The following is an 18202-nucleotide window of genomic DNA, read 5'->3' on the forward strand; positions in this document are numbered from 1 at the left end:
CGATGGCATCACTGTGAGCCAAGGGTGTTGCGCGATGAGCCAAAGTGGTGCCATGATGGTGCCATGGAATTGAGGCCGTACGTCGAGAACCTGCGTAACGAGTACGCCGTGGCCGCGGAGGGGGTCGACCCGGACGGCCGGGCCCTGGCCGAGCGGCTCTTCACCCAACTGGAGGCGGCGACCCGTCTCATGCTGCTCGACGCGCTGTCCGACGCGGCCGACGAGATCACCCGCGAACTCGCGCCGGGCTCGGTGCACGTCCGGCTGCGCGGTCGCGAGCCCGACTTCGTGGTGACGCCGGCCAGCACCCCGGCCGAGCCGGTCGAGGAAGCCGGCCCGCCGGTGCTGCCGACGCCGGTGCCCGCGCCGGACGGTGACGACGGCGGCACGTCGCGGATCAATCTCCGCCTCCCGGACCACCTGAAGACCAGCGTCGAGGAGGCCGCCGGCCGGGCCGGACTGTCGGTCAACGCCTGGCTGGTGCGAGCCGTCGCCGGCGCCGTCGGGGCTGGCGAGCCGGACCGCCGCCCGCCGCGCCGGGTGGAGCCGCGGTCCGGCCAGCACTTCACCGGCTGGGCGCGCTGACCGCGTACCCCTTCCTTCTTTCCCCCCACTCACCTGCGGCGATGCCCGCTGCCCACATTCCGGGAGACCACCATGCCTGTTTTCGATACGCCAGAGCCCATCTCCGTCCAGATCGAGCTGCCCGTCGGGGACGCCTGGATCGCCGCGACCGACCGCACCGACACGGTCGTGCAGGTGCGGCCCCGTGACCCGTCGAGCAAGGCCGACGTGAGCGCCGCCGAGCAGACCACCGTCGAGTACGCCGCCGGCCAACTGATGATCAGAGCGCCGAAGAGTTGGCGTCGCTTCGGCCCCGGCGCTGGACCCTCGGTCGACCTCCTGATCGAGGTGCCGAGCGGGTCACGGATGCACGCCACGGCATCCTGGGCGGCGTTCCGCTGCGAGGGGCGGCTCGGCGAGTGTTACGTCAAGACCGGCGGCGCGATCCGACTCGACCGGACCGGGCCGCTGGAGATCGACACCAGTCACGGCGAGGTGGCCGTGGAGCACGTCGCCGGATCAGCTCGGGTGAAGGCGTCCTCCGGCAAGGTGCGCATCGGTGCGGTCGACGGTGCCGCCGAGATCAAGAACTCGTCCGGCGACTGCTGGATCGGCCGGAGCGACGCCGACGTCCGGGTCAACACCGCCTACGGCGACATCACCCTCGACGGGCCGATGGCCTCAGTGACGGCACGCACCGCCTACGGCAACGTTCGGCTCGGCGAGGTCGTGCGGGGGTCGATCGAGTTGCAGACCTCCTACGGTGCCATCGAGGTCGGCGTCCGCCGCGGGACCGCCGCCTGGCTCGACGTCAGCTCCAGGCACGGCCGGGTGCACAACGCGCTCGAAACGACCGACAGCCCGGCGCAGACCGACGACACGGTCGAGGTCCGGGCGAACACCTCCTACGGCGACATCACGATCCGGCGCGCCTGATGGATCGCACGACGACACCCCGTACACGAATCGAGGAGACCATGGCCAGCCCTTCCCGACCCGCGATAGTCGCGACCGGCCTGCGCAAGTCCTACGGCGACAAGGTCGTGCTCGACGGCGTCGATCTGGAGATCGCCGAAGGAACGATCTTCGCGCTGCTCGGCCCCAACGGCGCCGGCAAGACCACCACCGTGCAGATCCTGTCCACCCTGATCGATGCCGACGACGGCGACGCCCGCATCGGCGGCCACGACCTGACCCGGGAGCCCGACGCGGTACGCGCACTGATCGGCGTCACCGGCCAGTTCTCCGCCGTCGACAACCTGCTCACCGGCCGGGAGAACCTGAGCCTGATGGCCGACCTGCGCCACCTCGGCAGGGCGGCCGGCCGACGACGCGTCGTCGAGCTGCTGGCGCAGTTCGACCTGACGGAGGCGGCGGACAAGCCGGTGGCGACGTACTCCGGCGGGATGCGCCGTCGGCTCGACCTCGCGATGACCCTGGTCGGCGATCCGCGCGTCATCTTCCTCGACGAGCCGACGACCGGCCTGGACCCGCGCAGCCGCCGCGCGATGTGGCAGATCATCCGTGATCTCGTCGCCGACGGCGTCACCATCCTCCTGACCACCCAGTACCTGGAGGAGGCCGATCAACTCGCCAGCCGGATCGCCTTCCTCGACCACGGCCGCCTGATCGCCGAGGGCAGCCCGCACGAGCTGAAACGGCTCATCCCCGGCGGTCACGTCGTGTTGCAGTTCGCCGACCAGGCGGGGCTCGACGCGGCCACTGGCCTGCTGGCGTCGGGCACCCGGGACGACGCGGCACTGACCCTGCAGGTCCCGAGCGACGGTGGGGTCGGGTCGCTCCGAGCCCTGCTCGACCAGCTCGACCGCGCCTCGGTGGGCGTGGCCGGTCTCACCGTGCACGGCCCCGACCTGGACGACGTCTTCCTCACCCTGACCGGCCGACCCGACAACGAAAGGGCCATGGCGCGATGAGCACCCTCACCCTCGCTGCCCGCGACTCGAGCACGATGCTGCGGCGCAACCTCCTGCACATGCGGCGCTATCCGTCGATGACGCTCCTGCTCATCGGCATCCCGGTCATCATCCTGCTGCTCTTCGTCTACGTGTTCGGCGGCACGCTCGGCGCCGGCCTCGGGCCCTCCGGCGACCGGGCCCAGTACGCCAACTACGTCACCCCCGGCATCCTGCTCATCACGGTTGTCAGCGCGGCGCAGGGCACCGCCATCTCGGTCGCCATGGACATGACCGAGGGCATCATCGCCCGGTTCCGCACCATGGCGATCTTCCGACCGTCGGTCCTCACCGGCCACGTGCTGGGCAGCCTGATCCAGACGCTGCTCAGTCTCGCGGTCGTGACCGGCGTGGCACTGCTCGTCGGCTTCCGGCCGAACGCCAACCCGGTCGAGTGGCTCGCCGTGATCGGCGTCCTCGCGATGATCACTCTCGCGCTCACCTGGCTGTCGGTGGCCCTCGGGCTGGTCAGCGAGAGTGTCGAGACGGCCAGCAACCTGCCGATGCCGCTGGTGCTGCTGCCGTTCCTCGGCAGCGGGTTCGTCCCCACCGACTCGATGCCGACGGCGGTGCGACTGTTCGCCGACTACCAGCCCTTCACCCCGGTGATGGAGACCCTCCGTGGCCTGCTGCTCGGCACCGGGATCGGCGCCAACGGGATCCTCGCGGTCGCCTGGTGTGCCGTCATCACCGTGCTCTGCTTCTTCTGGGCCAGGGCGTTGTACAACCGCAACCCCGCCCGCTGAGCGCAGCGCCCGCTCGCGGTTCAACAGCCGCGAGATCCCGATGGCCCGGCCGACAGGCCGGGCCATCGGCGTGCCGTCCCGCTGTCGGGCTCCCGGCTGACGTTACGGAGCTGTTGCCGGCGGGTGTCTTGACGAGGATAGATGTGAGCGTTAACACTGGGCGCGTTGACGGTGGAGGTGGACATGAATCCTGTGGACGGAGCTGGCGAACGCTACGTCGTCGGTGTCGACTTCGGCACCCTGTCCGGGCGAGCCCTGGTGGTCCGGGTCGGCGACGGCGCCGAGCTGGGGACCGCGGTGCACGAGTACGGCGACGGAGTCATCAGCGCGGCCCTCCCTTCAGGTCGGCCGCTGCCGCCGGACTGGGCTCTGCAGAATCCGGACGACTACCGCGACGTCCTGCGGTACGCCGTCCCGGCCGCCGTGTCCGCCGCGGGGGTGGACCCCGCCGCGATCGTCGGCATCGGCATCGACTTCACCGCCTGCACGGTGCTGCCGACGCTCGCCGACGGCACGCCCCTCTGCGAGGCGCCGGAGCTGCGCGACCGCCCGCACTCCTGGGTCAAGCTGTGGAAGCACCACGCGGCCCAGCCGCACGCCGACCGGATCAACGCCCTCGCCCACGAGCGGGCGGAGCCGTGGATCGGCCGGTACGGCGGCAAGATCTCCGCCGAGTGGCAGTTCGCCAAGGGCCTCCAGATCCTCGAGGAGGACCCCGAGGTCTACCACCGCGCCGAGCGCTTCATCGAAGCCGCGGACTGGATCGTCTGGCAGCTGAGCGGTGCCGAGACCCGCAACGTCTGCACGGCCGGTTACAAGGGCATCCTGCAGGATGGCCGGCACCCGTCGCAGAGCTTCCTGACCGCGCTCAACCCGGCCTTCGGTGACTTCATCGCCAAACTGGACGGTCCACTGCTGCCGCTGGGCGCCCGGGCCGGCACGCTCACCGCCCGTGCCGCCGCATGGACCGGCCTGCCGGAGGGGATCGCGGTTGCCGCCGGCAACGTCGACGCGCACGTCACCGCGGCGTCCGCGCAGGCCGTGGAACCAGGTCGACTCGTGGCGATCATGGGCACCTCCACCTGTCACGTGGTCAACAGTTCGCACCTCGCCGAGGTGGCCGGGATGTGCGGCGTCGTCGACGGCGGCATCAGCGCCGGCGCGTGGGGCTACGAGGCCGGGCAGAGCGGAGTCGGCGACATCTTCGGCTGGTTCGTCGAGCACGCCGCCCCGGCCGGGGTCGCCTCGCACGAACGCCTCACCGAGCTGGCCGCCAGCCAGCCGGTCGGCGCGCACGGCCTCGTCGCGCTGGACTGGTGGAACGGCAACCGGTCACCGCTGGTCAACCACGACCTCAGCGGGATGATCGTCGGGATGACCCTGGCCACACGGCCGCAGGACGTCTACCGGGCGCTGCTGGAGTCCACGGCGTACGGCACGCGAATGATCATTGACGCGTTCGTCGAGGCCGGGGTGGCGGTGAACGACCTGGTGATCGCCGGTGGTCTCACCTCCAACGAGCTGCTGATGCAGATCTACGCCGACGTGACCAACCGGCCGCTGAACATCATCGGCTCCGCGCAGGGGCCGGCGCTCGGATCGGCGATCCATGCCGCCGTCGCCGCCGGCGAGTACCCGTCGATCCACGAGGCGTCGCAGGCGATGGGTCGGGTGCACGAGGCGGTCTACCGACCGGATCCGGACCGGGCCCGCGCGTACGACGCCCTCTACGCCGAGTACCGGACACTGCACGACCACTTCGGTCGTGGAGGCAACGACGTGATGCTCCGTCTGCGCGCGATCCGCAACGCGGCGGTCGAGGCCGGCGCAGCCACGCACGAGACCGCGCTGGAGGTGGTCGCATGAACGCCGAGGTGAAGCGACAGATTGGCGAGCTGCGCGAGACGGTGGCCCGCCTGCATGGCGAACTGACCCGGTACCGCCTGGTGGCCTGGACGTCCGGCAACATCTCCGCGCGGGTTCCCGGCCGGGACCTCATGGTCATCAAGCCGAGTGGCATCGGCTACGACGACCTCTCGGCGGACAACATGGTGGTCTGCGACCTCGACGGCGTCCTCGTCGAGGGAGACTTCGCCCCGTCCAGCGACACCGCCGCCCACGCCTACGTCTACCGCGCCATGCCGGAGGTCGGCGGGGTGGTGCACACGCACAGCTCGTACGCCACCTCCTGGGCGGCTCGCGGGGAGGCGATTCCCTGCCACCTCACGGCGCAGGCCGACGAGTTCGGCGGGGAGATCCCGGTGGGCCCGTTCGCGCTGATCGGCGGGGACGACATCGGCAAGGGCATCGTCACCACGCTTGCCGGGCACCGCTCACCCGCGGTGCTCATGCGTAACCACGGCGTCTTCACCATCGGCCGTGACGCCCGCGCGGCGGTCAAGGCGGCGGTCATGTGCGAGGACGTGGCCCGCACCGCGCACCTCACCCGCGCACTCGGGCAGCCGTTGCCGATCGCGCAGGCGGACATCGACGCGCTCTACCACCGCTACCAGAACGTCTACGGCCAGCAACCGACCGCACCGGCGAGTTCCTGACCGGCGACCCCGGCACAGCCCGCCGGGCTGCACCACCGACGGCACAGCCTGCACCACCCGCGTACGCCGCCCGCCCCCACGTCGGCGGTCACGCGGGCGCCCAGAACCCCCGAGCCAAGGAGATCCGATGAGAAAGATGCGAACGCACTCCGCTCCGTGGCGCGCCGCCGCGGTCCTCGCCACCGTGCTGCTCGTCGGCAGCGTGGCGGCCTGCGGCAACAGCGACACCGGCGGTGGCGCCGCCGACGACGGCAAGATCACGCTGGGCTTCTCCCAGGTCGGCGCGGAGAGCGGCTGGCGTACCGCGAACACCACCTCGATCAAGGATTCGGCCGCCGCCGCGGGCGTCGAGCTGAAGTTCGACGACGCGCAGCAGAAGCAGGAAAACCAGATCAAGGCGATCCGCAACTACATCCAGCAGAAGGTCGACGTGATCGCCTTCTCGCCGGTGGTGGAGTCCGGTTGGGACACCGTGCTCAAGGAGGCGAAGGATGCCGGCATCCCGGTCATCCTGACCGACCGCTCGGTCGACTCGGCCGACAAGAGCCTCTACAAGACCTTCCTCGGCTCGGACTTCATCAAGGAAGGCCGGCTCGCCGGCGAGTGGCTGGTCGAGCAGAAGAAGACCGCGTCAGGGCCGGTGAACATCGTCGAGTTGCAGGGCAGCGCGGGCGCCGCCCCGGCCAACGACCGCAAGAAGGGCTTCGCCGAGGCGATCGCCGCCAACCCGAACCTGAAGATCATCGCTTCGCAGACCGGTGACTTCACCCGGGCCGGCGGCAAGCAGGTCATGGAGCAGTTCCTCAAGGCCAACCCGAAGATCGACGTGCTGTTCGCGCACAACGACGACATGGGCCTGGGCGCGCTCGAGGCGATCACCGCGGCCGGCAAGGTGCCCGGCAAGGACATCACCATCATCACGGTCGACGCCGTCAAGGACGGCATGCAGGCCCTCGCCGACGGCAAGTTCAACTTCATCGCCGAGTGCAGCCCGCTGCTCGGCCCGCAGCTGATGGACCTGGCCAAGAAGGTCACCGCCGGGGAGGAGGTGCCTGCTCGGATCGAGACCGAGGAGACCACCTTCACGCAGGAGCAGGCCAAGGAGGCCCTGCCCAACCGCAAGTACTGACCGACGCCGGGGGGTCGCCGCGCTCGCGCGGCGGCCCCCGTGTCCAACCTCCAGATGAGGCTTGATCGGATGACGGATAACCGTCCGGTCGTGACGATGACCGGGATCAGCAAGACCTTCCCCGGGGTGCGCGCACTCCACGATGTCAACTTCCGGCTCCTCCCCGGCGAGGTGCACGCCCTGATGGGCGAGAACGGGGCCGGCAAGTCGACCCTGATCAAGGTGCTGACCGGCGTCTACGACACCGATGAGGGTGCGATCACCCTCGACGGTGCGCCGGTGTCCTTCAGCGGGCCGATGCAGGCCACGGCCGCCGGGGTGAGCACCGTCTACCAGGAGGTCAACCTCTGCACCAACCTCTCGGTGGCGGAGAACTTCTTCATCGGACGCGAGCCCCGGCTGCTCGGCGCCGTCCGCTGGGGCGAGGTCCGCCGTCGTGCCCGTACGCTCCTGGCCCGCCTCGACCTCGACCTCGACGTCAGCGCGCCGCTCGGCTCGTACTCCCTGGCCATCCAGCAGATGGTCGCCATCGCGCGCGCGATCGACATCCAGGCCCGGGTGCTGATCCTCGACGAACCGACGTCCAGTCTCGACGCGGGCGAGGTCGCGCAGCTGTTCCGCATCATGCGGCAACTGCGCGACGAGGGCATCGCGATCCTGTTCGTGACCCACTTCCTCGACCAGGTCTACGAGATCGCCGACCGGATCACCGTGCTGCGCAACGGCGGGCTCGTCGGCGAGTACCCGACCGCCGAGCTGCCCCAGCTCAGCCTCGTCGAGAAGATGATCGGCAAGGAACTCGATGTCCTCGAGGGCATCGAGGAGCACTCGCGACGGGACCTGGCCGCCGTGGAGGAGGGCCGCCCGCTGGTGGCGGTGTCGAACCTCGGGCGGGCAGGCGCGGTCGAGCCGTTCAGCCTGACCATCCACGCCGGCGAGGTGGTGGGCCTGGCCGGTCTGCTGGGTTCCGGGCGTACCGAGGTGGCGAGGTTGCTGTTCGGTGCCGACCGGGCGGACGGCGGTCAGGTCGCGGTCGACGGCGAGCCGAGCGGCCTACGCACCCCGGCGCAGGCCATCGACCGGGGCATCGGCTTCTGCTCGGAGAACCGTCGCGCGGAGGGCATCGTCGCCGACCTGTCGGTCCGCGAGAACCTGCTCCTCGCCATGCAGGCCGCCCGGGGCTGGCTTCGGCCCATCCCACGTCGACGCCAGGACGAGCTGGTCGAGAGGTACATCAAGGCCCTCAGCATCCGGCCCGCCGACCCGGAGGTGCCGGTCCGCAATCTCTCCGGCGGCAACCAGCAGAAGGTGCTCCTGGCCCGGTGGCTGATCACCGAGCCGCGGCTGCTGATCCTCGACGAACCCACCCGGGGCATCGACATCGGCGCGAAGACCGAGATCCAGAAACTCGTGACGCAGCTGTCCGACGGCGGCATGGCCGTGCTGTTCATCTCCGCCGAACTGGAGGAGGTGCTGCGCCTCAGTCACAAGGTCGCCGTGATGCGGGACCGGCAGATGGTCGCGCAGCTCGCCAACGACGAGAGCCTCGACGCCGACCGCGTCATGCAGACCATCGCCAGTGGAACCCACCGGGAGGAGGCAGACCGATGAACGACACCGTGGGCCGCTACCGGGCGATCACCGGTCACCGGCTGTTCTGGCCCGCCGCCGTGCTCGTCGTCATGCTCGCCGCGAACACGGTCTACCGGCCCGGGTTCCTGTCCGTCGAGCTCAAGGACGGGCACCTGTACGGCACGCCGATCGACATCCTGCGGCTGAGCGCGCCGCTGATCCTCGTCGCGCTGGGCATGACCGTGGTCATCTCGACCGGCGGAATCGACCTGTCGGTCGGGTCGATGTGCGCGATCAGTGGCGCGACCGCCTGCCTGTACATCAGCCAGCAGCCCGACCAGAACAGCCTTCCCGTGGTGCTGACCGCCCTCGCGATGGCGCTCGGGGTCGCGCTCGTGCTCGGCGCCTGGAACGGGGTGCTGGTCGCCGTGATCGGCATCCAGCCGATCATCGCCACCCTGATCCTGATGGTGGCCGGCCGAGGCCTGGCGCAGCTGATCACCGAGGGCCAGATCATCACGATCAACTCCGGCCCGTACCGGGCGATCGGGCTGGGCCACGTGCTGACGCTGCCACTGGCCATCCTCATCGCGCTCGCCGCGGCGCTGCTCGTCGCCGCGTTCACCCGCCGTACCGCGCTCGGCATGATCATCGAGTCGGTGGGTGGCAACGCCGAGGCGAGCCGACTGGCCGGCATCCGCTCCGGCCGGGTCATCTTCCTCGCGTACGTCCTCAGCGCCGTCTGCGCCGCGGTCGCCGGGTTCATGATGACCGCCAACGTCTCCAGCGCCGACGGCAACGCCGCGGGCCTCTGGGTGGAACTCGACGCCATCCTCGCGGTCGTCATCGGCGGCACGTCCCTCGCGGGCGGGCGGTTCTTCCTCAGCGGCACCATCCTCGGCGCGCTGATCATCCAGACCCTGACCACCACGGTGTACGCCATGAACATCTCACCGCAGACGTCGCTGCTGTTCAAAGCGGTCGTCGTCATCACCGTCTGCCTCATCCAGGCGCCGGCGTTCCGGGCGCGGTTCACCCGTCGCAGGAGCAGTGCCCCGCCGCCCAGCACCGTCACCGACTCGCCGAAGGAGCAGGTGCCGGCATGACCACTGGATCGCTCACCGCTGGCCGTACCCGGTTCCGGCTGCCGAGGCGGCAGATACCGGTCCTGGCCACGCTCGTCCTGCTCCTGGTCATGTACGGCATCGGCGTGTCCCAGTACCAGGCGTTCTCCAACGTGCAGGTCATCTTCAACGTCTTCATCGACAACGGCTTCCTGCTCGTCGTCGCGGTGGGGATGACCTTCGTGATCCTCACCGGCGGCATCGATCTGTCCGTCGGCTCCGTCGTCGCCATGACGGCGATGGTGTCGGCCTCGCTGCTCCAGCAGGGCCTGCCGGCGGCGCTCGTGCTCGTCATCGCCCTGCTCATCGGCCCGACGCTCGGCCTGCTGATGGGCTGCGCCATCCACTTCTTCGACATCCAGCCGTTCATCGTCACGCTCGCCGGGATGTTCTTCGCCCGGGGGATGTGCACGTTCATCTCCGGCTCGTCCATCCCGATCACCGACGGGTTCTGGACCAGGATGTCCCAGGAGCGGATCGGAGATCCCCGGGGCAACTTCGTCTCGATCAGCGTGCTCATCGCGTTCGCCGTGGTCGTCGTCGCCGCGTACACGCTGGCCTACACCCGTCTCGGCCGCAACGTGCACGCCATCGGCGGTAACCCGCAGTCGGCGCTGCTGATGGGCCTGCCGGTGGGGCGTACCCGGATCGCCGTCTACACGATCAGCGGCCTGTGCTCCGCGATCGGCGGGATCCTGTTGTCCTTCTACACCCTCTCCGGCGCGCCATTGATCGCCGTCGGCATGGAGTTGGATGTCATCGCGGCGGTCGTCATCGGCGGCACCGTGCTCACCGGTGGCTCGGGATACGTCTTCGGCACGGTGCTCGGCGTCCTGGTCCTGGGCGTGATCCAGACCCTCATCACCTTCGACGGAAGCCTCAACTCCTGGTGGACCAAGATCGTGATCGGCGGCCTGCTCTTCGCGTTCATCCTCCTCCAGCGCCTCATCGGAATCCGTTACAAGTGACGCCCCTCTCGCGGAAGGCAACCCCATGGCACCACACACCGCACCCGAGATCTGGTTCCTCACCGGCAGCCAGGGAATGTACGGCGAGGAGACTCTCCGGCAGGTGGCCGAGCAGTCCCGCCTGATCGCGGCCGCGCTCGACGGCTCGCCGCAGATTCCGGCCCGGGTGGTCTGGAAGCCGGTCCTGACCAACAGCGGTGAGATCCTGCGGGTCTGCCGCGAGGCTGCCGCCCAGGGGGCGATCGGGGTCGTCGCGTGGATGCACACCTTCTCTCCGGCGAAGATGTGGATCGCCGGGCTGGACGCCCTGCAGACGCCGCTGCTGCACCTGCACACCCAGGCCAACGTCCTGCTGCCGTGGGACGACATCGACATGGACTTCATGAACCTGAACCAGGCCGCCCACGGCGACCGTGAGTTCGGGTACATCCAGACCCGGCTCGGTGTGGCCCGCAAGACCGTGGCCGGGCACGTCAGCGATCCGCGGGTGACCGCCCGTGTCGGGGCGTGGGCCCGCGCGGCGCTCGGCTGGTCGGCGATGCGGTCGCTGCGGCTGGCCCGCTTCGGCGACAACATGCGCGATGTCGCCGTGACCGAGGGCGACAAGGTCGAGGCGGAGCTGCGCTTCGGGGTGTCGGTCAACACCTACGGCGTCAACGACCTTGTCCAGGTGGTCGACGAGGTCGCCGACGCGCAGGTGGACGATCTGGTCAAGGAGTACGACGACAGCTACCGAATCGTCCCGGCGCTGCGTTCCGGGGGAGAGCGGCACGACTCGTTGCGCTACGCCGCCCGCCTGGAGCTCGGCATGCGCGCCTTCCTGGACTCGGGCGGGTTCCGGGCGTTCACCACGAACTTCGAGGACCTCGGTGGGCTGCGTCAGCTGCCCGGCATCGCCGTGCAGCGGTTGATGGCGGACGGCTACGGGTTCGGTGGCGAGGGCGACTGGAAGACCTCCGTGCTGGTCCACACCCTGAAGGCGATGTCGGTGGGCGTGGACGGCGGCACATCGTTCATGGAGGACTACACCTACGACCTCACCCCGGGCGAGGAACTGGTGCTCGGCGCGCACATGCTGGAGGTCTGCCCGACCATCGCGGGCGGCGTCCCGAACGTGGAGGTCCATCCGCTGAGCATCGGCGGCCGCGAGGATCCGGTCCGGCTCGTGTTCGACGCCGCACCCGGACCGGCGGTGGTGCTGGGGCTGGCCGACATGGGTGAGCGCTTCCGGCTCGTGGCCAACGAGATCGACGTGGTGTCTCCGCCGCAGCCGCTGCGGCGACTGCCGGTGGCCCGGGCGGTCTGGCGTCCGCGACCGCACCTGCCCGGTTCGGCCGAGGCGTGGATCACCGCCGGCGCCCCGCACCACACCGTGCTGTCGCAGGCGGTGGGCGTGGAGGAGTTGCACGACCTGGCGGAGATGAGCCGAACCGAACTGGTCGTCATCGACGCCGACACCGAGCCCCGCCGCTTCGCCGACGAGATCCGCTGGAACCAGGCCTACTACCGGCTGGCCCGCGGTTTCTAACATGATCACGAGGCAGTGACCGTGACAGGCGGCGTGGGCGGCAGGATGCCCTGCCCCGGCAGGAGACGCCCACGCCGCCCGGGACGTCACCCCTGGCCAGCCGCACGCCTGGTCAGGGCTGTGGCTGGCGTAGACTGGCGGCTATCCAGCGCTGGTCAGCGGGGGTTTGGCATCGGCGTGGTGGCTGAGCGCCGGGATCGGCCGACCGCTCCAGTCGACGTCGGCGGGCCGCGACTTCGGGTACGCAGACGGGGGAAGTGACATGGCCGTGCATGGTCCGGCGATGACGGACGTCGCCCGTCTGGCCGGTGTCTCCCACCAGACGGTGTCGCGGGTGCTGAACGGGCACCCCAACGTCCGTGAGCAGACCCGGCTGCGGGTGCGGGCGGCGATCGAGGAACTGGGCTATCGACCCAACGGTGCTGCGCGTGCATTGGTGACCGGCCGATCGCAGGTGATCGGCGTGGTCGCGCAGAACACGACGTTGTACGGGCCGGCGTCGTTGCTGGCCGCGCTGGAGCAGACCGCCGCGGAGGAGGGTTTCGCGGTGAGTGTGGGCAGCGTGCGGGACCTGGACCACCGTTCCATCTCGGACGCGGTCGAGCGGCACCTGTCGCACCGGGTAGCCGGCATCGTCGTCATCGCGCCGGTGGAGTCGGCCGGTGAGGCGCTGGAACGCCTGCCCAAGGACGTCCCGCTGGTGACCGTCGACGGTGACCCCCGCCGTCCGGTGCCGTTGGTGACGGTCGACCAGGTGGCGGGTGCCCGGGCGGCGACCCAGCATCTGCTCGACGCCGGGCACCGCACGGTCTGGCACGTGTCGGGGCCGTCCGACTGGTTCGACAGCGTTGGGCGTATCGAAGGCTGGCGGGAGGCGCTGCTGGCCGCGGGGGTCGACCCGCCACCGTTGATGCAGGGGGACTGGTCCGCGGCCTCGGGTTACCGGTCCGGGCAGCTGCTGGCGCGGATGCCGGAGGTCACCGCGATCTTCACCGCCAACGATCATCTCGCGCTCGGCGTGCTGCGGGCGTTGCACGAGTTCGGTCGACGGGTGCCGGACGAGATCAGCGTGGTCGGCTTCGACGACGTGCCGGAGGCGGCGTACTTCATTCCGCCGCTGACCACCGTCCGGCCGGACTTCGGCGCCGTTGCGCGGGCGAGCATCCAGCTGTTGCTGGCCCAGATCGAATCGGGCACCGGAGGGGCGCTGCGGCAGACCATCGCACCGACCCTGGTCGCCCGCGACAGCGTCGCCCCACCCCCGGCCCGCTGACACTGTCTGGTCGCTGGCGGCCGGCTGGCAGCGCCCAGGCCCATGCCACCTCCGATTCAGACCGGCCGAGCGCGGCTTGTTGCCGCTTGATCGTCTCGTTTTCCTTGATGTCGGGGTGTCCAGGCATCGGGGATGCCCCGGTATCAGTGATGACGAGTCGATCACCGGCGGAACCTCAGGCGGAGGTCCTCAGGGGCGGCTGTCTGGCCGGTCGCTGTCTGGTCGCTGGCCGGCCGACCTCACACCTGCTTCCTGTCGACCTGCTCGAGATGTGGGGCAGGGAGGTGCCTGGACCGGGCCGCGGTCGGATCGGTCCGCCGTCGGTCCGCCGCAGCGGCTCCATGCCGCTTGATCGACTCGGTTTCGTTGATGTCGGGGCGTCCGGGCGTCGGGGAGGCCCCGACATCAACGAAGACGAGTCGATCACCGGCCGCTCTCGGGCGCAGATTCGCAGGGTCGCTGTCAGGGCGGTCGGCAAGTCCGCGCCGGCCAGCTGAGGCCGCGCCGGCCAGCTGAGGCCGCGCTGGCCAGCTGAGGTCGCGCCGGCCAGTCGCGGGCCGCGTCGGCCAGGCCGAAGCCGCGCAGGCCGGCTTGCCGGGTGGCCGCCGTTACGAGACCGTGACGCCGGCATTTCGGATTAAGTGTTGACGTGCTCTATGTGAGCGCTAACACTACCCGGGAAGATGACAGGTGGCCCCGGCGGTCGGCTGGGGAGTCCAGAGAGGAGAGGCCCGTGGGCAGGAAGTTCCTGGTTGCTCTCGGCGGCGCGGTGCTGGCGCTGAGCCTGGCGGCGTGCAGTGGCGAGGGTGCTGGCAGCGGCGGTGACACCAGCGCGAAGAAACCCGGCGACCTGACCATCGGCGTCTCGATGCCGACGCAGACCTCCGAGCGGTGGATCGCCGACGGCAACGCGGTGAAGCAGAAGCTGGAGGCCAAGGGCTACAAGGTCGACCTCCAGTACGCGGGCGACGACATCCCCACCCAGTCGCAGCAGGTCGACCAGATGATCACCCAGGGTGCGGACGTTCTGGTCATCGCGGCGATCGACGGCACGGCGCTCAGCGGCCAGTTGCAGGCCGCCGCCGACGCGAAGATCCCGGTGATCGCGTACGACCGGCTGATCCGCGGCAGCAAGAACGTCGACTTCTACGTCAGCTTCGACAACTACAAGGTGGGCGTCGCCCAGGCCACCGGGCTGCTGGTCGGCCTCGGCCTGCAGAACAAGGACGGCTCGAAGGGTACGGCGAAGGGTCCGTTCAACGTCGAGCTGTTCGCCGGGTCGTTGGACGACAACAACACCCAGTACTTCTTCGGCGGCGCGATGGACACGCTGAAGCCGTTCATCGACGCCGGCACGCTGAAGGTGAAGTCGCGACAGACCACCATCGAGCAGGTGGCCATCCTGCGGTGGCAGCAGGAGACCGCGCAGAAGCGGATGGAGGACCTGCTCACCTCCAGCTACAACGACGGCGCGCGGGTCGACGGGGTCCTGTCGCCGTACGACGGCATCTCCCGGGGCATCATCACCGCCCTGCAGAACGCCGGCTACGGCAAGGCGGGTAAGAAGCTCCCGGCGGTGACGGGTCAGGACGCCGAGATCGCCTCGATCAAGCTGATCAACGACGGCGTGCAGACCTGCACGGTCTTCAAGGACACCCGGCTGCTGGCCGAGCAGGCCGTGAACGCCGCCGAGGCGTTCCTGCAGGGCAAGCAGCCGCAGGCCAACGACACGCAGACGTACAACAACGGCGTGAAGGTCGTGCCGTCGTACCTGCTGCCGATCGTGACCGTCTACAAGGACGACATCAAGACGGCGCTGATCGACTCGGGCTACTGGACGGCGGAAGAGGTCGCCGCCGGTCAGGCCAAGAAGTAATCTGCCTGCCGGGCTCGGCGTTCACCGCCGGGCCCGGCATCATGGCGTACCGCGTCCCGATCCGACTGAGGACAGTGACCATGGACGACACCATCCTCGAGATGCGTCGCATCACGAAGACCTTCCCCGGGGTGACCGCGCTGGAGGACGTCACCCTCGCGGTGCGCCGGGGCGAGATCCACGCCATCTGCGGCGAGAACGGCGCCGGCAAGTCCACGCTGATGAAGGTGCTCTCCGGGGTGCACCCGTCCGGCTCGTACGACGGCGAGATCCTGTTCGACGGCAAACCGATGCAGTTTCGCGGTATCCGGGACAGCGAGGCCAACGGCATCGTCATCATCCATCAGGAACTCGCCCTGGTGCCGTACCTGTCGATCGCCGAGAACCTCTTCCTCGGCAACGAGCGCCGCGGCCGCAGTGGGCTCATCGACTGGAACCGGGCCAACGCCGACGCGGCGGAGCTGCTGGCGTCCGTCGGGTTGCACGAGAATCCGGTCACTCCCGTCATCCAGCTCGGGGTGGGCAAGCAGCAGCTGGTGGAGATCGCCAAGGCGCTGTCGAAAAAGGTGCGCCTGCTCATCCTGGACGAGCCGACCGCCGCCCTCAACGACGTCGACTCGGCTCACCTGCTCGACCTGTTGCGGCAGCTCAAGGAGCAGGGAATCACCTGCATCATGATCTCGCACAAGCTCAACGAGATCACCGCGATCGCCGACTCCACCACGGTCATCCGGGACGGGCGCGCGGTGGAGACCCTCGACATGAGGGCCGACGACGTGACCCAGCAGCGGATCATCCGGGGCATGGTCGGGCGCGACCTGGACAGCTTCTATCCGGACCGGGTGTCGTCCCCCGGCGAGGAGGTGCTCCGGATCGAGGACTGGACGGTACGGCACCCGACCCAGGACCGGCTGGTCGTCGAGGGCGTCGGCCTGTCCGTGCGGGCCGGTGAGGTCGTCGGTATCGCGGGGCTGATGGGGGCCGGGCGCACCGAGCTGGCGATGAGCGTGTTCGGCCGGTCCTACGGCCGCGACATCAGTGGTCGGCTGTTCGTGCACGGGCGGGAGGCGAAGGCCCGTACGGTCGCGGAGGCGATCGACAACGGCATCGCCTACGTCACGGAGGACCGCAAGCGGTTCGGCCTGAACCTCATCGACGACGTCCGCCGCAACGTCTCCGCCGCCGCGTTGGCCAGGCTGGCCCGGCTGGGCTGGGTGAACGGCAACGAGGAGATCAAGGTCGCCGAGGCGAGCCGGCGGGAGATGAACATCAAGGCGCCCAGCGTCATGGCGGTGGTCGGCAAGCTCTCCGGCGGCAACCAGCAGAAGGTCGTCCTGTCGAAGTGGCTTTTCACCGACCCCGACGTGCTGATCCTGGACGAGCCCACCCGCGGGATCGACGTCGGGGCCAAGTACGAGATCTACACGATCATCAACCGGCTCGTGGGCGAGGGCAAGGCGGTGATCATCATCTCCTCCGAGCTGCCGGAGCTGCTCGGGATGTGTGACCGCATCTACACCCTCGCCGCCGGCCGGATCACCGGTGAGAAGCCGGTCGGCGAGGCGACCCAGGAGAGCCTCATGGAGCTGATGACCAAGGACAAGGAGCTCGTCGGATGACCAGCATCAAGACCCCCTCGACGGAGCGCCCGACGCCCCCGGACAGCGCGCCGGCCGCCGCCCTGCACACCGGGACGAGCGACCTTCGGGCCCTGGTGCTGAACAACCTGCGGCAGAGCGGGATCTACGTCGCCCTGGTCGTCATCGTCGCGCTCTTCGCGATCCTGACCGACGGGGTGTCGCTGAGCCCCGGCAACATCACCAACATCGTCCTGCAGTACTCGTACATCCTGGTGCTCGCGATCGGGATGGTCATCCTGATCATCGGTGGGCACATCGACCTGTCGGTGGGTTCGGTGGTCGCGCTGACCGGAGCGGTCTCCGCGGTCCTGGTGATCCAGCAGGGCTACCCGTGGTGGGTCGGCATCCTGGCCGCGCTCGTCGTCGGCGTCGCGGTGGGCGCCTGGCACGGCTTCTGGGTGGCGTACGCCGGGATCCCGGCGTTCATCGTGACCCTGGCCGGGATGCTGCTGTTCCGGGGTCTCACCCTGCGGGTGCTCGACAACATCTCGCTGTCGCCGTTCCCGGCCGAGTACCAGCGCGTCGCGGCGGGATTCCTCAACGGACTGTTCGGCGGGCAGGGCTTCGACGCCTTCACGCTGCTGATCGGAGCCGTCGCCGTGGCCGGGTACGCGGTGAGCGGTTTCCGCACCCGCGTCGCGCGCATCCGCTACCAGCAGCCCGTCGAGTCGTTCCCGCTGTTCGTCGCCCGGGTCGCCGCGGTCGGCGCGGTCATCATGTACTTCGCCTGGCAGTTGGCGCACGCCCGCGGCCTCCCGATCGTGCTGATCGTGCTGGCGGTCCTCGTCCTGGTCTACGGCCTGCTGACCCGGCGTACCGTGTTCGGTCGTCAGGTCTACGCGATCGGCGGCAACCTCTCGGCCGCGGCGCTGTCCGGGGTGAAGGTCCGCACCGTCAACTTCTGGATGTTCGTCAACATGGGCTTCCTGGCGGCGGTGGCCGGCGTCATCTACTCCTCGCGGTCCAACGGCGCCCAGCCCGCCGCCGGCAACATGTTCGAGCTGGACGCGATCGCTGCGGCGTTCATCGGTGGCGCGGCGGTCACCGGCGGCGTGGGCACCGTGGTGGGCGCGATGGTCGGTGGTCTGATCATGGCGGTGATGAGCAACGGCATGCAGCTGATGGGCGTCGACCAGTCGACACAGTCGGTGGTGAAGGGGCTCGTTCTGCTGGTGGCCGTGGCCTTCGACGTCTATAACAAGCGACGCGCCGCCGGAACCCGCTGACGCCGCGTCGCCCGGCCTGGCCCCTGAC

At 69.5% G+C, this 18202-nt stretch carries 15 protein-coding genes; all 15 read left to right on the forward strand.

What is annotated here, in order from left to right; genetic code table 11:
• Window positions 1-63 precede the first annotated feature (63 nt).
• Window positions 64-585, forward strand: coding sequence for a hypothetical protein (locus ACWD5O_RS04090; RefSeq protein WP_354966076.1), 522 nt, complete (start codon window positions 64-66; stop codon window positions 583-585).
• 72 nt (window positions 586-657) lie between these two features.
• Entirely contained in the window at window positions 658-1500 is an 843-nt protein-coding gene (locus tag ACWD5O_RS04095; RefSeq protein ID WP_449935348.1) for a DUF4097 family beta strand repeat-containing protein, read from the forward strand.
• A gap of 41 nt (window positions 1501-1541) precedes the next feature.
• A complete protein-coding gene (locus tag ACWD5O_RS04100; RefSeq protein ID WP_450084527.1) occupies window positions 1542-2498 on the forward strand; it encodes an ATP-binding cassette domain-containing protein in 957 nt (318 codons plus the stop codon).
• The gene (locus ACWD5O_RS04105; RefSeq protein WP_354966073.1) at window positions 2495-3283 is read left to right on the forward strand and encodes an ABC transporter permease; all 789 of its coding nucleotides are present in this window, start codon (window positions 2495-2497) and stop codon (window positions 3281-3283) included. Before ACWD5O_RS04100 ends, ACWD5O_RS04105 begins: the two co-directional genes overlap by 4 nt.
• A gap of 183 nt (window positions 3284-3466) precedes the next feature.
• The gene (gene araB / locus ACWD5O_RS04110) at window positions 3467-5149 is read left to right on the forward strand and encodes a ribulokinase (RefSeq protein ID WP_450084528.1); all 1683 of its coding nucleotides are present in this window, start codon (window positions 3467-3469) and stop codon (window positions 5147-5149) included.
• Window positions 5146-5838 carry an L-ribulose-5-phosphate 4-epimerase gene (locus ACWD5O_RS04115; RefSeq protein WP_450084529.1) on the forward strand — a complete coding sequence of 231 codons (693 nt, stop codon included), beginning with the start codon at window positions 5146-5148 and terminating at the stop codon, window positions 5836-5838. Before araB ends, ACWD5O_RS04115 begins: the two co-directional genes overlap by 4 nt.
• Window positions 5839-5965: 127 nt before the next feature.
• A complete protein-coding gene (locus tag ACWD5O_RS04120) occupies window positions 5966-6967 on the forward strand; it encodes an ABC transporter substrate-binding protein (RefSeq protein ID WP_354966070.1) in 1002 nt (333 codons plus the stop codon).
• A 69-nt stretch (window positions 6968-7036) separates the two neighbouring features.
• Window positions 7037-8578 (forward strand): sugar ABC transporter ATP-binding protein, encoded by a 1542-nt coding sequence (locus ACWD5O_RS04125; RefSeq protein ID WP_354966069.1) that lies wholly within the window; start codon window positions 7037-7039, stop codon window positions 8576-8578.
• Entirely contained in the window at window positions 8575-9645 is a 1071-nt protein-coding gene (locus ACWD5O_RS04130) for an ABC transporter permease (RefSeq protein ID WP_354966068.1), read from the forward strand. Before ACWD5O_RS04125 ends, ACWD5O_RS04130 begins: the two co-directional genes overlap by 4 nt.
• Window positions 9642-10631 carry a galactofuranose ABC transporter, permease protein YjfF gene (gene yjfF, locus ACWD5O_RS04135; RefSeq protein ID WP_449935361.1) on the forward strand — a complete coding sequence of 330 codons (990 nt, stop codon included), beginning with the start codon at window positions 9642-9644 and terminating at the stop codon, window positions 10629-10631. The genes ACWD5O_RS04130 and yjfF overlap by 4 nt, the downstream gene beginning before the upstream one ends.
• Window positions 10632-10656: 25 nt before the next feature.
• A complete protein-coding gene (araA, locus tag ACWD5O_RS04140) occupies window positions 10657-12159 on the forward strand; it encodes an L-arabinose isomerase (protein WP_354966066.1) in 1503 nt (500 codons plus the stop codon).
• A gap of 283 nt (window positions 12160-12442) precedes the next feature.
• The gene (locus ACWD5O_RS04145; RefSeq protein ID WP_354966065.1) at window positions 12443-13432 is read left to right on the forward strand and encodes a LacI family DNA-binding transcriptional regulator; all 990 of its coding nucleotides are present in this window, start codon (window positions 12443-12445) and stop codon (window positions 13430-13432) included.
• Between the two features lie 733 nt (window positions 13433-14165).
• Window positions 14166-15308, forward strand: coding sequence for a multiple monosaccharide ABC transporter substrate-binding protein (gene chvE / locus ACWD5O_RS04150; protein ID WP_450084530.1), 1143 nt, complete (start codon window positions 14166-14168; stop codon window positions 15306-15308).
• A gap of 80 nt (window positions 15309-15388) precedes the next feature.
• Window positions 15389-16927: a multiple monosaccharide ABC transporter ATP-binding protein gene (mmsA, locus tag ACWD5O_RS04155; RefSeq protein WP_354966063.1), complete on the forward strand. Its 1539-nt coding sequence runs from the start codon at window positions 15389-15391 to the stop codon at window positions 16925-16927.
• A complete protein-coding gene (gene mmsB, locus ACWD5O_RS04160; RefSeq protein ID WP_354966062.1) occupies window positions 16924-18174 on the forward strand; it encodes a multiple monosaccharide ABC transporter permease in 1251 nt (416 codons plus the stop codon). Before mmsA ends, mmsB begins: the two co-directional genes overlap by 4 nt.
• Window positions 18175-18202: the final 28 nt, after the last annotated feature.

This window comes from Micromonospora sp. NPDC005161, assembly GCF_053599855.1.

Bases quoted from the DNA above. Each gene is read 5' to 3' on its own strand.
- ACWD5O_RS04090 (WP_354966076.1), top strand. From the start codon at position 64: ATGGAATTGAGGCCGTACGTCGAGAACCTGCGTAACGAGTACGCCGTG.
- ACWD5O_RS04095 (WP_449935348.1), top strand. From the start codon at position 658: ATGCCTGTTTTCGATACGCCAGAGCCCATCTCCGTCCAGATCGAGCTG.
- ACWD5O_RS04100 (WP_450084527.1), top strand. From the start codon at position 1,542: ATGGCCAGCCCTTCCCGACCCGCGATAGTCGCGACCGGCCTGCGCAAG.
- ACWD5O_RS04105 (WP_354966073.1), top strand. From the start codon at position 2,495: ATGAGCACCCTCACCCTCGCTGCCCGCGACTCGAGCACGATGCTGCGG.
- araB (WP_450084528.1), top strand. From the start codon at position 3,467: ATGAATCCTGTGGACGGAGCTGGCGAACGCTACGTCGTCGGTGTCGAC.
- ACWD5O_RS04115 (WP_450084529.1), top strand. From the start codon at position 5,146: ATGAACGCCGAGGTGAAGCGACAGATTGGCGAGCTGCGCGAGACGGTG.
- ACWD5O_RS04120 (WP_354966070.1), top strand. From the start codon at position 5,966: ATGAGAAAGATGCGAACGCACTCCGCTCCGTGGCGCGCCGCCGCGGTC.
- ACWD5O_RS04125 (WP_354966069.1), top strand. From the start codon at position 7,037: ATGACGGATAACCGTCCGGTCGTGACGATGACCGGGATCAGCAAGACC.
- ACWD5O_RS04130 (WP_354966068.1), top strand. From the start codon at position 8,575: ATGAACGACACCGTGGGCCGCTACCGGGCGATCACCGGTCACCGGCTG.
- yjfF (WP_449935361.1), top strand. From the start codon at position 9,642: ATGACCACTGGATCGCTCACCGCTGGCCGTACCCGGTTCCGGCTGCCG.
- araA (WP_354966066.1), top strand. From the start codon at position 10,657: ATGGCACCACACACCGCACCCGAGATCTGGTTCCTCACCGGCAGCCAG.
- ACWD5O_RS04145 (WP_354966065.1), top strand. From the start codon at position 12,443: ATGACGGACGTCGCCCGTCTGGCCGGTGTCTCCCACCAGACGGTGTCG.
- mmsA (WP_354966063.1), top strand. From the start codon at position 15,389: ATGGACGACACCATCCTCGAGATGCGTCGCATCACGAAGACCTTCCCC.
- mmsB (WP_354966062.1), top strand. From the start codon at position 16,924: ATGACCAGCATCAAGACCCCCTCGACGGAGCGCCCGACGCCCCCGGAC.